Below are 15,031 nucleotides of genomic sequence, written 5' to 3'. Positions count from 1 at the left end.
GTATTCCGGTTTCGAGAATGGCCCCTGGCCGTCAACGGTATTGGAGGAAGACGTTGTCTTTGCCGAACTGGTCACGCAAGGCTTGAATCAACGCATCCGCCGGATCGATCCGCCAGCCTTCGCCGAACTGCAACACAGCCTTGGCGTCGGGGCGTACATACTCCATGGTGATCGGGCAGGCACCGCGATGGCGCTTGAACAATTCGCCCAACCAGCGTAGCTGATCGCCCTTGAGATCCTGGGTCTGCAACTTCAGGCGCAGGCTTTCAGCCAGGTTGGTACGGGCATCTTCCATGCTCATCACCCGCTTGACCCGCAGGCGCAGGCCACCGGAAAAGTCATCGTTGCTGACCTCGCCTTCCACCACCACCATCGCGTCAGTCTGCAACAGCGACTGCGCCGAGTGGAACGCATCGGCGAACAATGAGGCCTCGATGCGCCCGGAGCGGTCGTCGAGGGTGATGAAGCCCATCTTGTCGCCCTTTTTGTTCTTCATCACCCGCAGGGCGATGATCATGCCGGCGACGGTCTGCGTGTCGCGTGCCGGCTTGAGGTCGATGATGCGCTGACGGGCGAAGCGGCGGATCTCGCCTTCGTATTCGTCGATCGGGTGACCGGTGAGGTACAGGCCCAAGGTGTCTTTCTCACCCTTGAGGCGTTCCTTGAGGGTCAGCTCCTTGGCCTTGCGATGGTTGCCATAGACATCGGCGTCTTCTTCGACGAACAGCCCGCCAAACAGGTCGGCGTGGCCGCTGTCATGGGTACGGGCGGTCTGTTCGGCGGCCTTGATCGCCTCCTCCATCGCCGCCAGCAACACCGCGCGGTTGCGGTCGATGTTGGCCTGGTAGGCCTTGGGCTCATCCTGGAAGTAAGGTCCCAGCCGGTCCAGGGCACCACTGCGGATCAATCCGTCGAGGGTGCGCTTGTTGATGCGCTTGAGGTCAACCCGGGCGCAGAAATCGAACAGGTCCTTGAATGGCCCGTCCTGGCGCGCTTCGGTAATGGCTTCCACCGGCCCCTCGCCCACACCCTTGATCGCGCCCAGGCCGTAAATGATGCGGCCTTCGTCGTTCACCGTGAACTTGAACTCCGAAGCGTTCACGTCCGGTGCGTCGAGGCGCAACTTCATGGTCCGCACTTCTTCGATCAAGGTCACGACCTTGTCGGTGTTGTGCATATCCGCCGACAGTACCGCGGCCATGAACGGCGCCGGATAGTGCGCCTTCAGCCACGCGGTCTGGTACGACACCAGGCCATAGGCGGCGGAGTGGGATTTGTTGAAGCCGTAGCCGGCGAACTTTTCCACCAGGTCGAAAATGTTACCGGCCAGGTCAGGGTCGATGCCGTTGGTGGCGCAACCCTCGATGAAACCGCCGCGCTGCTTGGCCATTTCCTCGGGTTTTTTCTTACCCATCGCCCGACGCAGCATGTCCGCGCCGCCGAGGGTGTAACCGGCCATGACCTGGGCAATCTGCATCACCTGTTCCTGATACAGGATGATGCCGTAGGTCGGTGCGAGCACCGGTTTCAAGCCTTCGTACTGATAGTCCGAGTGCGGGTACGCCAGCTCGGCGCGGCCGTGCTTACGGTTGATGAAGTCATCCACCATGCCCGATTGCAACGGGCCCGGACGAAACAGGGCCACCAGTGCGATCAGGTCTTCCAGGCAGTCGGGCTTGAGCTTTTTGATCAGCTCCTTCATGCCCCGGGATTCAAGCTGGAACACCGCCGTGGTTTCGGCTTTTTGCAACAGGCTGTAGGTCGGCTTGTCATCCAGCGGGATGAAGGCGATGTCCAGCGGTTCTTCACCGACCTTGGCCCGGTCACGGTTGATGGTTTTCAGCGCCCAGTCGATGATGGTCAGGGTGCGCAGGCCGAGGAAGTCGAACTTCACCAGGCCCGCCGCCTCGACGTCATCCTTGTCGAACTGGGTCACCAGGCCGTCGCCTTCTTCGTCGCAATAGATCGGCGAGAAGTCAGTCAGCTTGGTCGGCGCGATCACCACGCCCCCGGCGTGCTTGCCGACGTTACGCACCACGCCTTCAAGCTTGCGGGCCATCTCCCAGATTTCCGCGGCTTCTTCATCGACCTTGATGAAGTCCCGCAGGATTTCTTCCTGCTCGTAGGCTTTTTCCAGGGTCATGCCAACTTCGAACGGAATCATCTTCGACAGACGATCCGCCAAGCCGTAGGACTTGCCCTGCACCCGCGCCACGTCGCGCACCACAGCCTTGGCGGCCATGGAACCGAAGGTGATGATCTGGCTCACCGCGTTGCGGCCATACTTCTCGGCCACGTAATCGATCACCCGGTCGCGACCGTCCATGCAGAAGTCGACGTCGAAGTCGGGCATGGATACCCGTTCCGGGTTGAGGAAACGTTCGAACAGCAGGTCATATTCCAGCGGGTCGAGGTCGGTGATCTTCTGCACATAGGCCACCAGCGACCCGGCACCCGACCCACGGCCTGGGCCCACCGGCACGCCGTTGTTCTTGGCCCACTGGATAAAGTCCATCACGATCAGGAAATAGCCGGGAAAGCCCATCTGGATAATGATATCCAGCTCGAAATTCAACCGGTCGACATAGACCTGGCGCTTGGCTTCGTAATCTTCGGTGGTGTCCTTGGGCAACAGGACGCTGAGGCGCTCCTCAAGGCCGTCGAAGGACACCTTGCGGAAATACTCGTCGATGGTCATGCCATCGGGGATCGGGAAGTTGGGCAGGAAGTGTTTGCCCAGCTTCACGTCGATGTTGCAGCGCTTGGCGATCTCGACGGTGTTTTCCAGCGCCTCGGGCAGGTCGCTGAACAACTCGGCCATTTCCTCGGCGCTCTTGAGGTATTGCTGGTTGCTGTAGTTCTTCGACCGCCGCGGATCATCGAGGGCACGGCCCTCACCGATGCAAACGCGGGTTTCGTGAGCTTCGAAATCGTCCTGCTTGATGAACCGCACATCGTTGGTCGCCACCAGCGGCGCGCCGATCTTGTCGGCCAGGGCCACGGCGGCGTGCAGGTGCTCTTCGTCATTCGGACGATTGGTGCGCTGCACTTCGATGTAGAAGCGATCCGGGAACACCGACATCCAGTCACGAGCCAGGGTCTCGGCTTCCTCGGGGTTGCCACTGAGCAGCGCCAGGCCGATTTCACCTTCCTTGGCCGCCGACAGCATGATCAGCCCTTCGCTGGCCTCGGCCACCCACTCGCGCTCGATGATGATCGAGCCGTTGCGCTGGCCGTCGATAAAACCACGGGAGATCAGCTCGGTGAGGTTGCGATAACCCAGAGCGTTCATCACCAACAGGCTGATACGGCTCAGCGGAGCGTCCGGATCCTTGTTCGACAGCCACAGGTCGGCACCACAGATCGGCTTGATCCCGGCGCCCATGGCGGCCTTGTAGAACTTGACCAGCGAACACATGTTGTTCTGGTCGGTGACCGCCACGGCAGGCATGTTCATGCCCACCAGGGTCTTGACCAGGGGCTTGATCCGCACCAGACCGTCGACCAGGGAGTATTCAGTGTGCAGGCGTAGATGAACGAATGAAGCCGGCATAGTGATCCTGCGTTAAGTCATGAAAACAACAAGGCCCGGATTGTACCGGGCCTTGGGTAAAACATCAGCCATGAGTCTTCTGCCTGGCAAACACTGCCTTTGTGGCGAGGGGATTTATCCCCTCGCCACAAAGGCCTGCATCAAGAGACCGTAGCCTGATTACCCACGATCAAGCCATCACGAGCTTCATAAGCCAGCCGCACCGGGGCGAACGAACGCCGATGGATCGGCGTTGGCCCAAGGCGCGCCAGGGCTTCTAGATGAACGGGAGTCGGGTAACCCTTGTGGCCGCCGATGCCATAGCCCGGGTAAATCAATTCGAAAGCGGCCATTTCCCGGTCACGGCTGACCTTCGCCAGAATCGAGGCCGCCGCGATGGCCGGCACTTTGCCGTCGCCCTGGATCACCGCTTCGGCGCGCATCGACAGTTTCGGGCAGCGATTGCCATCGATCATCGCCAGTTTCGGCGTGATGTGCAGGCCCTGCACTGCACGCTGCATGGCAAGCATGGTGGCGTGCAGGATATTGAGTTCATCGATTTCTTCGACTTCGGCCCGGGCGATGCACCAGCTCAAGGCTTTCTCGCAGATCTCGTCGTAGAGCTTTTCGCGACGGGCTTCAGTGAGTTTCTTCGAATCGTTGAGGCCAAGGATCAGCCGCTTCGGGTCAAGAATCACCGCCGCCGTCACCACCGCGCCGCACAACGGGCCACGCCCCACTTCATCGACACCGGCCACCAGTTCTTCCACTTCGGCGACCAGGTTGAAGTCCAGGCCCATCTGTAGCTTTGAGTTGCTCATGGTTTTGCGCCAATCAGGGTCAGTACCGCGTCAGCCGCCTGGTTGGAAGCATCACGACGCAAAGTACGATGGATTTCATCAAAGCCCCGGGTCTGTTCCTCGCCGCCATCGATCAAGGGCGACAGCGTGGTAGCCAGCGCCTCGGCGGTCGCATCGTCCTGCAACAGCTCCGGCACCAGCAAGCGCTGGGCCAACAGGTTCGGCAAGGACACGTAGGGGCTCTTGACCATGCGCTTGAGAATCCAGAACGTCAGCGGCGCCAGGCGATAGGCGACCACCATCGGGCGCTTATACAACAGCGCCTCAAGGGTAGCAGTGCCGGAGGCAATCAACACGGCATCGCAGGCCGCCAACGCTTCATGGGAACGACCGTCGAGCAGCATCACCGGCAAATCGCGGCCGACCAGCAGCGCTTCCAACTGGACGCGACGCTGCGCACTGGCACACGGCAGGACAAAACGTACACCGGGTCGCAGCGCCCGAAGGCGTTCGGCGGCGTCGAAAAACAGACCGCCCAAGCGACTCACTTCGCCGCCCCGGCTGCCGGGCATCAAGGCCACCAGTGGCCCCTCGGGCAGGCCCAACGCCTGGCGGGCCGCATCGCGATCGGCTTCCAGGGGAATGGTATCGGCCAGGGTGTGCCCGACAAACCGCACCGGCACGCCCTTCTCTTCGTAGAACCGGGCTTCGAACGGCAGCAGCGTCAGCATCAGGTCGCAACCTTCGCGAATCTTGAGCACCCGCTTCTGCCGCCAGGCCCAGACCGACGGGCTGACGTAATGCACGGTCTTGATACCGGCCTGACGTAACTTGAGTTCGATATTGAGGGTGAAATCCGGCGCATCAATGCCGATGAACACATCCGGTTTTTCGTCGATCAGGGTCTGGATCAGCTTCTTGCGCCGGGCCAGCAGCTCGCGCAGGCGACCGAGTACTTCCACCAGGCCCATCACCGACAGGCGTTCCATCGGGAAATAGGACGCCAGGCCTTCGGCCTCCATCAACGGCCCGCCAACACCAATGAATTCGACAGCGGGATGCTGCACCTTGAGCGCGCGCATCAGACCGGCGCCCAGAATGTCACCGGAAGCCTCTCCCGCCACCAGTGCAATACGCAAATTAGCCATGGTCAGCGAGTGATGCCGCGGGTCGAAGACTGGATGGAGTCACGGAAAATCGCGACTTCCGGGTGTTGCGCCGAAGCCTCGGCCAATTCGGCGAGCGCCTGCTCGACCGTCAGGCCCTGGCGATACACGACCTTGTAGGCGCGACGCAGCGCCGTAATCGCCTCTTCGCTGAAACCACGACGGCGCATGCCTTCGAAGTTCATGCTGCGGGCTTCGGCCGGGTTGCCAAACACCGTGACATAGGCCGGGACGTCCTTGCCGATGGCAGTGCCCATGCCAGAGAAGCTGTGGGCGCCGATATGGCAATACTGGTGCACCAGGGTGAAACCGGACAGGATCGCCCAATCGTCCACGTGCACATGACCGGCCAGTGCAGTGTTGTTGACCAGGATGCAATGGTTGCCAATCACGCTGTCATGGCCGATGTGCGCGTAGGCCATGATCAGGTTGTGGTCGCCCAGGGTCGTTTCGGAACGATCCTGAACGGTGCCACGGTGAATCGTCACGCCTTCGCGGATCACGTTGTGATCGCCGATGACCAGACGGGTTTCTTCACCTTTGTACTTGAGATCGGGCGTGTCCTCGCCTACCGAAGAAAACTGGTAGATGCGATTGTGCCGACCAATCCGGGTCGGTCCCTTGAGAATTACGTGGGGACCGATCACCGTACCCTCGCCGATTTCCACACCTGCGCCGACAATCGACCACGGGCCGACCTCGACATCGGCGGCCAGAACGGCCGTCGGATCGATGATTGCGCGAGGGTCAATCAAACTCATAGTTTGCGTTCCGCACAGATGATTTCAGCGGAGCAGACTGGCTTGCCGTCGACCGAAGCCTGGCATTCGAATTTCCAGATCTGGCGCTTGCAACTGATGAACTTGGCTTCGAGGATCAACTGATCGCCCGGGGTGACTGGCTGGCGGAAACGCAGCTTGTCGGAACCGACGAAGTAATAGAGCGTGCCGTCGGCAGGTTTTACGTCGAGCATTTTGAAACCAAGGATCCCGGCAGCCTGAGCCATTGCCTCGATGATCAATACACCCGGCATGATTGGATGCGCAGGGAAGTGACCATTGAAGAACGGCTCGTTGATGCTGACATTCTTGTAGGCGCGAATGCGCTTGCCTTCAACGTCCAGGTCCACCACCCGATCCACCAGCAGGAACGGGTAACGGTGAGGCAGGTATTCGCGAATCTCGTTGATGTCCATCATTTCGGGGGGAAGCCTATGTAAAGATTGGAAGCGCACGAGTGACGCGCACTCCGCTAGCAAATCAAGATGCCCTAACGGCTGTGCACACTTGATATGGAAATGGTATCAGCCATCTGATGAAGCATTACCGCCAGGGGTCACGTCCCCTACACGCTTTTCCACCTGCTTGAGGCGCCGCGCGATGTCGTCGAGCTGGCGGATACGCGCCGCGCTCTTGCGCCATTCGGCTGCCGGCTGCATGGCCGTACCGGAAGAGTAGGCACCTGGCTCGGTAATCGAGTGGGTCACCATGGTCATCCCGGTCAGGAATACGTTGTCACAGATATCGATATGACCCACCAGCCCCACGCCACCGGCGAGCATGCAGTGCTTGCCGATCTTGGTGCTGCCGGAGATGCCCACGCAGGCGGCCATGGCGGTGTGGTCACCGACCTGGACGTTGTGGGCGATCTGGATCTGGTTGTCGAGCTTGACGCCATTGCCGATGACCGTGTCGGCCAGGGCACCACGGTCGATCGCGGTGTTGACGCCAATCTCCACGTCATCACCAACGGTGACGCCGCCGATCTGGGCAATTTTCTGCCAGATGCCTTTCTCGTTGGCAAACCCGAACCCTTCGCCGCCCAGTACTGCGCCAGACTGAATCACGACCCGCTTGCCGATGCGCACATCGTGATACAGGGTGACCCGTGGTGCCAGCCAACCGCCTTCGCCGATCTCGCTGCGCGCGCCAATGACACAATGGGCACCCAGCGTGACGCCGGCACCGATTCGGGCCGCGCTTTCGACGACCACGAATGGGCCGATGCTGGCCGTGGGGTCAACCACGGCATCAGCAGCGATCACGGCGCTGGGATGAATACCGGCAACCGCTTTCGGCTTGGGATCGAACAGATGGGAAATACGGGCATACGCCAAGTACGGATCGGGCACGATCAGGGCATCGCCGGCAAACCCATCGGCATCAGCAGCCTTGAGCAACAGCGCGGCTGCCCGGCTGTCGGCCAGGTACTTGCGGTATTGAGGATTTGCCAGAAAGCTCAACTGAGCTGGGCCAGCCTCTTGCAAAGTGGCTAGCCCAGTAATTGCCTTCTCCGGGTCGCCACGCAGGGTGGCGCCGAGGAACTCGGCCAATTGGCCGAGCTTGATGGTCGCGGTCATGGATTACTTCAGCTGATTCATGCGCTCGATCACTTGGCGCGTGATGTCGTATTGAGGCTTGACATCGATCACTGCGCCACGCTCGAACACCAGGTCAAAACCACCTTTCTTGATGACCTCTTCCACGGCGCTGTCGAGTTTCGGCTTGAGCTGCTTGAGCATTTCGCGGTCGGCAACAGCTTTCGCTTCGTTCAGCTCCTTGGACTGGAACTGGAAGTCACGGGCCTTTTGCTTGAATTCAAGCTCCAGACGCTCGCGCTCGCCCTGGGCCATCTTGTCGCCACCGGCCACCAGACGATCCTGAATGCCCTTGGCGCTGCTTTCCAGGCCCTTGAGCTTGGTCAGTTGCGGGCCGAATTTCTTCTCGGCATCCACGGCGTACTTCTTCGCCGCGTCGGATTCCAGCAGGGCCATCTGATAATTCAGCACGGCGATCTTCATGTCGGCAAAAGCCGGACCAGCGACCAGTACGGTCGCCAGGAGAACCAATTGAGTCAACTTACGCACGATGTACTCCTACAAAATCCATTGTCGTTGTCATGGGTCAGACGCTTAGAACGTCTGGCCGAGGGAGAATTGGAACACTTGGGTTTCAGCGTCATCCGGTTTCTTGATCGGCATCGCCAATGCGAAGCTCAAAGGACCCAGCGCGGTGACCCAGGTCACACCCACGCCGACGGAACTGGCCATGTTGCTCAGGCTGATGTCGTTGCATTTTGCGCTGGATGAAGTGCCATTGGTATTAGTGGTGTTATCGCAACTGGAGTCGAATACGTTACCCACGTCCCAGAATACCGAAGTACGCAGGGAGCGTTGATCCTTGACGAACGGCATTGGAAACAGCACCTCGACACCACCCTGGATAAGGACGTTGCCACCGAATGGCAGCGGATCCTGGTCCGGGTCCGCCAATGTGCCTTGGTTACCCGTGACGGACGCACCACGGCTTGGAGTACTGCGCGGGCCCAAGGTACTGTCCTTGAAGCCACGCACCGAGTTGAAACCACCAGCGTAGTAGTTCTCGTAGAACGGCAGGCCGTCGGTCGAACCGTAACCGTCACCGTAGCCCAGCTCGGTGTGCAGGCGCATGGTGTAGTTGTCGGTCAACGGCTGGAACAGCTGGCCACGGTAGTCAAGCTTGAAGAACGACAGGTCGCTGCCAGGCGTCGTCGTTTCCAGAACCAGGCTCTGGGAATGGCCACGGGTCGCCAGTACGCCCTTGTTCAGGGTCGACTCGGACCAACCGGCAGACGCCTTGAAGTTCAGGTAGCTATCGCCTTCCTTCTTAACGAAGTCAAAAATCTCGTCAACGGTGTACTTACCGGTGTTGATCTTGTCCTGCTGGGCGGTGAGGCCGAAGGTCAGGCGCGAAGTCTCGCTGATCGGGTAACCCACGTTGGCGCCAACACCGAAGCTGTCCACCGCATAGCTGGAGATATCGGAATCGAGCTCGTCATAGTCGGTGGTGCGGTAGAAGGCGTTGTAGCCCAGGCTCACACCATCAGCGGTCCAGTAGGGGTCCACATAACCGAAGTTGTAGCGAGTCTGGTATTCGCTGCGGGTCAAGCCGATGCTGACCTTGTTACCGGTACCCAGGAAGTTGTTCTGGGTGATCGAGCCACCGAGGATCAGACCGGCGCTCTGGGCGAAACCGACGCTGGCGGTGATCGAGCCGGAAGCCTGCTCTTCGACGCTGTAGTTCACATCGACCTGGTCATCGACGCCCGGTACGGCCGGGGTCTCGACGTTGACTTCCTTGAAGAAGCCCAGGCGCTCCAGGCGGGTCTTGGACTGGTCGATCAGGTAGGTCGAGGCCCAGCCACCTTCCATCTGGCGCATTTCACGGCGCAGCACTTCGTCTTCGGACTTGGTGTTGCCACGGAAGTTGATGCGGTTGACGTAGGCACGCTTGCCCGGGTCCACGGCGAAGGTGATGTCGACGGTGTGGTCTTCATCATGCGGCTGTGGCACGCCGTTGACGTTGGCGAAGGTGTAGCCCTCGTTACCCAGGCGACGGGTGATCAGCTCGGACGTGGTGGTCATCAGCTTGCGCGAGAACACCTGGCCCTTCTGCACCAGCAGCAGCGACTTGACCTGGTCTTCAGGCACTTTCAGGTCGCCGCTGAGCTTGACGTCACGAACGGTGTACTTCTCGCCTTCGTTGACGTTGACGGTGATGTAGACGTGCTTCTTGTCCGGGGTGATGGACACCTGGGTCGAGGCGATGTCCATGTTGATGTAGCCGCGGTCCAGGTAGTAGGAACGCAGGCGCTCCAGGTCACCGGAGAGTTTTTCACGGGCGTACTTGTCATCGTTCTTGAAGAACGACAGCCAGTTGGTGGTCTTGAGCTCGAACAGGTCGATCAGGTCTTCATCAGGGAAAACCGTGTTGCCCACCACGTTGATGTGCTGGATGGCTGCCACGGTGCCTTCGTTGATGTTGACCTTCAGGCCGACGCGGTTGCGCGGCTGCGGCTCCACTTCGGTGTCGACGGTGGCCGAGTAGCGGCCCTGGGCAACGTACTGGCGTTGCAGCTCGTTACGTACACCTTCGAGGGTGGCGCGCTGGAAGATCTCGCCTTCGGCCAGGCCGGATTGCTTGAGGCCTTTCATCAGGTCTTCAGTGGATATCGCCTTGTTGCCTTCGATCTCGATACTGGCGACCGACGGGCGCTCGACAACGGTGATGACCAGGACATTGCCGTCACGGCCCAGTTGGATATCTTGAAAGAAGCCGGTCTTGAACAGCGCACGAGTGGATTCCACCAGGCGCCGATCATCCGCCTGCTCGCCGACGTTCAACGGCAAGGCACCAAAGACGCTACCCGCGGAGACCCGCTGGAGGCCATTGACGCGAATATCAGAGATAGTGAAGGACTCGGCGTGAACTTCGGCGATCATCAATACGGTGAGAACCGCAGTTAGCAGCAGACGTTTCATGAAGTCCTTTCTTATTCCAACTGGCAATAAACAAACTGCCGCAAAATGCGGCAGATTCGCAATTCAGCGAAGCGTTACAGACGACCCAGATCGTTGACGAGGGCAAGCAACATGACCCCGACCACCAAGCTGATACCGATCTGTATCCCCCAACCCTGCACCCGATCCGACAAGGGACGACCACGCGCCCACTCGATCAGATAAAACAGCAAATGCCCCCCATCCAGTACCGGGATGGGCAGCAAATTCAGAACCCCCAGGCTAATGCTCAGATAAGCAAGGAAATTCAGGAAATCAGCGACGCCCGACTGGGCAGAAGCGCCCGCCACTTTAGCAATGGTTATCGGTCCACTCAAGTTTTTTACCGAGAGCTCGCCGAACAACATTTTCTTGAGCGAGTCCAGCGTCAGGACACTCATGGTCCAGGTACGACGCGCACCTTCACCAATCGCCGCCACAGGGCCGAAACTGACCTCGCGAATCATTTCCGGCGGCCAGTCGACAGCCTTGACGCCCGCCCCCAGGTAACCGGTCGGCGCCTTGCTCTCGCCACGGGCGGCCAGGGTCACCGGGACATCGATTGGAGCACCGTCGCGCTCGATGCGCAGCACAATCTTGCTATCAGGACGTACGCGAACCGAATCGACCACCTGCTGCCAGTCGCTGACCGGCTGGCCGTCGAGCGCCAGCAACCGATCGCCGGTCTTCAAGCCTGCGGCCTGGGCCGGGCCTTTCGGATCAAGTTCAGCGAGTATCGGCGGCATCGCCGGACGCCATGGACGGATCCCCAGGGACCGGATCGGATCCGGCTCGTCGGCGCCCTTGAGCCATTTGTCCAAGACCAGTTCACGAGGCGAATCCACCGTGGAGCCCTGCTCGCGCACCATCAGTTGCAACGAGCCGCTCTCACCCAGGCGACGCACCAGCTGCAGATTGACCGCCGCCCAGCCCGAGGTCGGCTCGCCATCGATAGCGACGATTTCCTGCCCGGCACCCAGCCCGGCACGGGCGGCAACGCTACCCGACTCCACCGCACCAATGACCGGACGCACCTGCTCGCTGCCCAGCATGGCCAGGCCCCAGAAAAACACCATGGCCAGCAGGAAGTTGGCGATCGGCCCTGCGGCGACGATGGCGATACGCTGACGGACGGTCTTGCGATTGAAGGATTGATCGAGCTGGTCGGCCGGGACTTCGCCTTCGCGCTCGTCGAGCATCTTGACGTAGCCGCCCAGCGGGATGGCCGCTACGACGAACTCGGTGCCTTTCTTGTCGTGCCAGCGCAACAAGGGCATGCCAAAGCCCACGGAAAAACGCAGGACCTTGACGCCACAGCGCCGCGCGACCCAGAAATGACCGAATTCGTGAAATGTGACCAACACCCCCAAGGCAACCAGGGTGCCGACAATCATATAGAGCGCGCTCATCTGTTTTCTCCGCAATCCTGTCCAGGGCAACCCTGGCTAACGTATCGCAGCTTCAACGCCCATGGCGCCGCAGCCATTGGCCCGCCAATTCACGAGCCCTGGCATCCGCCGTAAATACCGTATCGAGGTCATTGACCGAAACCACGGCCTCGAGATTCAAGACTTCCTCGATGATACTCGCGATCTCGAGGTAACGGACACGTCCATCGAGAAACGCTGCAACCGCCACTTCATTGGCGGCGTTAAGCATGGCCGGCGCACTGTCGCCCGCCTCGGCCGCCTGGCGCGCCAGGCGCAGGCAGGGGAAACGCTGCTCATCGGGCGCCTGGAAGTCCAGGCGAGCGATGGCGAACAGGTCCAGCGGCGCAACACCCGAATCGATGCGCTCTGGCCAGGCCAGGGCATTGGCGATCGGAGTGCGCATGTCCGGATTGCCCAACTGGGCCAGCACCGAACCGTCGACGTAGTCCACCAGGGAATGAATCACGCTCTGGGGATGAATCACCACCTCGACCTGGGACGGCTTGGCATCGAACAGCCAACAGGCCTCGATCAGCTCCAGCCCCTTGTTCATCATGCTGGCCGAATCCACGGAAATCTTGCGCCCCATGGACCAATTCGGGTGCGCACAGGCCTGCTCGGGTGAAACATGCACCAATTCTTCCAGCGGTGTCTGCCGGAACGGACCACCGGAGGCTGTCAGCAAAATCCGCCGGACACCCACCGCGCCGAGGCCACGGGAAAAATCCTGCGGCATGCACTGAAAAATCGCATTGTGCTCGCTGTCGATGGGCAGCAACACCGAACCGCTTTTGCGCACAGCCTGCATGAACAGCGCGCCGGACATCACCAGCGCTTCTTTGTTGGCCAGCAGGATCTTCTTGCCGGCTTCCACCGCCGCCAGCGTCGGACGCAAGCCCGCCGCACCGACAATTGCCGCCATAACGGCGTCGACTTCGGGGTCGGACGCCACTTGGCAGAGGCCCTCCTCTCCCACCAGCACACGGGTTTGCAAGCCAGCGGCGCGCAGATCGTCCTGCAGCGCCCGCGCCACGGCGGCCTCAGGCACCACGGCAAACCGCGGCGTGTGGCGTATGCACAAGGCCAGCAACTCACTCATGCGCGTGAAGCCACTGAGGGCGAACACCTGGTAACGCTGCGGATGCCGACCAATGACGTCAAGCGTACTCAGGCCGATCGAACCGGTGGCACCAAGGACCGTGATCTGCTGGGGGCGACTCACGACGCCGCCATCCACAACAGCACGGCAAAGATCGGGATCGCGGCGGTAAGGCTGTCGATGCGATCCAGCACGCCACCGTGACCGGGCAACAGGTTACTGCTGTCCTTGATCCCCGATTGACGCTTGAACATGCTTTCGGTCAGGTCGCCGACCACGGACACAAATACGATCAAGGCGGCGCCAATAAGGCCCATCAGCAGCTGCGCGACCGTCCAGTCCCGCACGAAGCCGACCACGGTCGTGATCACCAGGCTCAAGGCCAGGCCACCATAGACCCCTTCCCAGCTCTTGCCAGGGCTGACCTTCGGCGCCAGCTTGCGCTTGCCGAAGGCCTTGCCGGAGAAGTAGGCGCCGACGTCAGCACCCCAGACCAGCACCATCACGGCCATGATCTGCCAGTTGCCCAACGGGCCTTGCTTGATCCAGATCAGACCCTGCCAGGCCGGCAACAGGATCAACAGGCCGATCACCAGCTTGGTCGCGGCATTGGCCCAATGCTGGGTAGTCTGCGGGTAGGTCAAGACCAGGAAGGTCGCCGTCGCCCACCACAGCACCGCAGCGCCCAGCACCCAAGGCGCGAGGCCAGGCACCACGTACATGATGAACAGCATGGCCGCCACGGCCGCCGCGTAGGCCACGCGCGCCGACTGCGCAGGAAAACCCGCCAGCCGCGCCCATTCCCACGCACCCAAGGTCACGACCAGCCCGATGAACAGCGCAAAACTGGCGCCTTCGAGCAGGAAGAAACCACCCAGGGCGATAGGCAACAGGATCAAGGCAGTGATGATTCGTTGTTTAAGCATTAAACCCGGGCTCCAGCTTCGATCTGCTCGCTCGTTTTACCGAAGCGACGCTGACGGGAAGCGAAATCGGCCAGTGCGGTGCGCATGGCTTCGTGTTTGAAGTCCGGCCAGAACAGGTCGGAGAAGTACAACTCGGCATACGCCAACTGCCAGAGCAGGAAGTTGCTGATGCGATGTTCGCCACCGGTACGGATGCACAGGTCCGGCAACGGCAGGTCGCCGGTCGCCAGGCAGGTCTGCAACAGTTCCGGCGTGATGTCTTCCGGGCGCAAGTGCCCGGCCTGGACTTCCCGCGCCAGCCGCTGGGCAGCCTGGGCAATGTCCCACTGACCACCATAGTTGGCGGCGATCTGCAGGACAAACCGATCAGGGCCTGCCGTCGCGGATTCGGCTTCGCGCATCGCAGCCTGCAATTCAGGATGGAAGCGCGAGCGATCACCGATGATCCGCAGGCTGATCTTGTTCTCGTTGAGGCGCTTGGCCTCACGACGCAGGGCCTTGAGGAACAGGTCCATCAAGGCACTGACTTCATCGGCCGGACGCTGCCAGTTCTCACTGGAGAAGGCGAACAGGGTCAGCACCTCGACCCCTGCCTCGGCGCACACCTCGATGACCGCACGAACCGCGTCGACCCCCGCCTTGTGCCCGGCAACGCCAGGCATAAAGCGTTTCTTGGCCCAGCGGTTATTGCCGTCCATGATGATCGCCACGTGGCGCGGCACCGCGAACGGCACGGCCTGCTTGGTCTTTTCCATGAAAAC

The 15,031-nt window shown here is 60.8% G+C and carries 12 protein-coding genes; all 12 read right to left on the bottom strand.

Features of this window, described 5'->3' with window-relative positions; genetic code table 11:
• Window positions 1-31: 31 nt before the first annotated feature.
• Window positions 32-3,553: a DNA polymerase III subunit alpha gene (gene dnaE, locus KI235_RS06035; protein WP_003198259.1), complete on the bottom strand. Its 3,522-nt coding sequence runs from the start codon at window positions 3,551-3,553 to the stop codon at window positions 32-34.
• Between the two features lie 140 nt (window positions 3,554-3,693).
• Window positions 3,694-4,353 (bottom strand): ribonuclease HII, encoded by a 660-nt coding sequence (gene rnhB, locus KI235_RS06030; protein ID WP_212795591.1) that lies wholly within the window; start codon window positions 4,351-4,353, stop codon window positions 3,694-3,696.
• On the bottom strand, window positions 4,350-5,480 hold the full coding sequence (gene lpxB, locus KI235_RS06025) for a lipid-A-disaccharide synthase (RefSeq protein WP_003198254.1): 1,131 nt from the start codon (window positions 5,478-5,480) through the stop codon (window positions 4,350-4,352). The genes rnhB and lpxB overlap by 4 nt, the downstream gene beginning before the upstream one ends.
• A 2-nt stretch (window positions 5,481-5,482) precedes the next feature.
• Window positions 5,483-6,259 (bottom strand): acyl-ACP--UDP-N-acetylglucosamine O-acyltransferase, encoded by a 777-nt coding sequence (gene lpxA, locus KI235_RS06020; protein WP_003198252.1) that lies wholly within the window; start codon window positions 6,257-6,259, stop codon window positions 5,483-5,485.
• A complete protein-coding gene (gene fabZ, locus KI235_RS06015) occupies window positions 6,256-6,696 on the bottom strand; it encodes a 3-hydroxyacyl-ACP dehydratase FabZ (RefSeq protein WP_003184897.1) in 441 nt (146 codons plus the stop codon). Before fabZ ends, lpxA begins: the two co-directional genes overlap by 4 nt.
• Before the next feature lie 105 nt (window positions 6,697-6,801).
• Window positions 6,802-7,857 (bottom strand): UDP-3-O-(3-hydroxymyristoyl)glucosamine N-acyltransferase, encoded by a 1,056-nt coding sequence (gene lpxD / locus KI235_RS06010; RefSeq protein ID WP_003198250.1) that lies wholly within the window; start codon window positions 7,855-7,857, stop codon window positions 6,802-6,804.
• 3 nt (window positions 7,858-7,860) lie between these two features.
• Window positions 7,861-8,364, bottom strand: a complete 504-nt coding sequence (locus KI235_RS06005) for an OmpH family outer membrane protein (RefSeq protein ID WP_003184901.1) — start codon at window positions 8,362-8,364, stop codon at window positions 7,861-7,863.
• A gap of 45 nt (window positions 8,365-8,409) precedes the next feature.
• The gene (gene bamA, locus KI235_RS06000) at window positions 8,410-10,797 is read right to left on the bottom strand and encodes an outer membrane protein assembly factor BamA (RefSeq protein WP_212795590.1); all 2,388 of its coding nucleotides are present in this window, start codon (window positions 10,795-10,797) and stop codon (window positions 8,410-8,412) included.
• A gap of 74 nt (window positions 10,798-10,871) precedes the next feature.
• Window positions 10,872-12,224: an RIP metalloprotease RseP gene (gene rseP, locus KI235_RS05995; RefSeq protein ID WP_027913160.1), complete on the bottom strand. Its 1,353-nt coding sequence runs from the start codon at window positions 12,222-12,224 to the stop codon at window positions 10,872-10,874.
• Window positions 12,225-12,276: 52 nt separating this feature from the next.
• Complete coding sequence (ispC, locus tag KI235_RS05990) at window positions 12,277-13,467, bottom strand: 1-deoxy-D-xylulose-5-phosphate reductoisomerase (protein WP_003198244.1); 1,191 nt, start codon at window positions 13,465-13,467, stop codon at window positions 12,277-12,279.
• Complete coding sequence (locus tag KI235_RS05985) at window positions 13,464-14,270, bottom strand: phosphatidate cytidylyltransferase (protein ID WP_013692381.1); 807 nt, start codon at window positions 14,268-14,270, stop codon at window positions 13,464-13,466. Before KI235_RS05985 ends, ispC begins: the two co-directional genes overlap by 4 nt.
• Window positions 14,270-15,025: a polyprenyl diphosphate synthase gene (uppS, locus tag KI235_RS05980; protein ID WP_003198241.1), complete on the bottom strand. Its 756-nt coding sequence runs from the start codon at window positions 15,023-15,025 to the stop codon at window positions 14,270-14,272. The genes KI235_RS05985 and uppS overlap by 1 nt, the downstream gene beginning before the upstream one ends.
• Window positions 15,026-15,031 lie beyond the last annotated feature (6 nt).

Origin of the sequence: Pseudomonas sp. St386 (genome assembly GCF_018325865.1) — a bacterium.
GTDB lineage: Bacteria > Pseudomonadota > Gammaproteobacteria > Pseudomonadales > Pseudomonadaceae > Aquipseudomonas > Aquipseudomonas brassicacearum.
Note: the sequence above shows the minus strand (reverse complement) of the source record. Positions and strands in the feature narration are given on the sequence as shown.

Excerpts from the sequence above, each read along its gene's own strand:
- dnaE (WP_003198259.1), bottom strand. The coding sequence starts at position 3,553 with ATGCCGGCTTCATTCGTTCATCTACGCCTGCACACTGAATACTCCCTG.
- rnhB (WP_212795591.1), bottom strand. The coding sequence starts at position 4,353 with ATGAGCAACTCAAAGCTACAGATGGGCCTGGACTTCAACCTGGTCGCC.
- lpxB (WP_003198254.1), bottom strand. The coding sequence starts at position 5,480 with ATGGCTAATTTGCGTATTGCACTGGTGGCGGGAGAGGCTTCCGGTGAC.
- lpxA (WP_003198252.1), bottom strand. The coding sequence starts at position 6,259 with ATGAGTTTGATTGACCCTCGCGCAATCATCGATCCGACGGCCGTTCTG.
- fabZ (WP_003184897.1), bottom strand. The coding sequence starts at position 6,696 with ATGATGGACATCAACGAGATTCGCGAATACCTGCCTCACCGTTACCCG.
- lpxD (WP_003198250.1), bottom strand. The coding sequence starts at position 7,857 with ATGACCGCGACCATCAAGCTCGGCCAATTGGCCGAGTTCCTCGGCGCC.
- bamA (WP_212795590.1), bottom strand. The coding sequence starts at position 10,797 with ATGAAACGTCTGCTGCTAACTGCGGTTCTCACCGTATTGATGATCGCC.
- rseP (WP_027913160.1), bottom strand. The coding sequence starts at position 12,224 with ATGAGCGCGCTCTATATGATTGTCGGCACCCTGGTTGCCTTGGGGGTG.
- KI235_RS05985 (WP_013692381.1), bottom strand. The coding sequence starts at position 14,270 with ATGCTTAAACAACGAATCATCACTGCCTTGATCCTGTTGCCTATCGCC.
- uppS (WP_003198241.1), bottom strand. The coding sequence starts at position 15,025 with ATGGAAAAGACCAAGCAGGCCGTGCCGTTCGCGGTGCCGCGCCACGTG.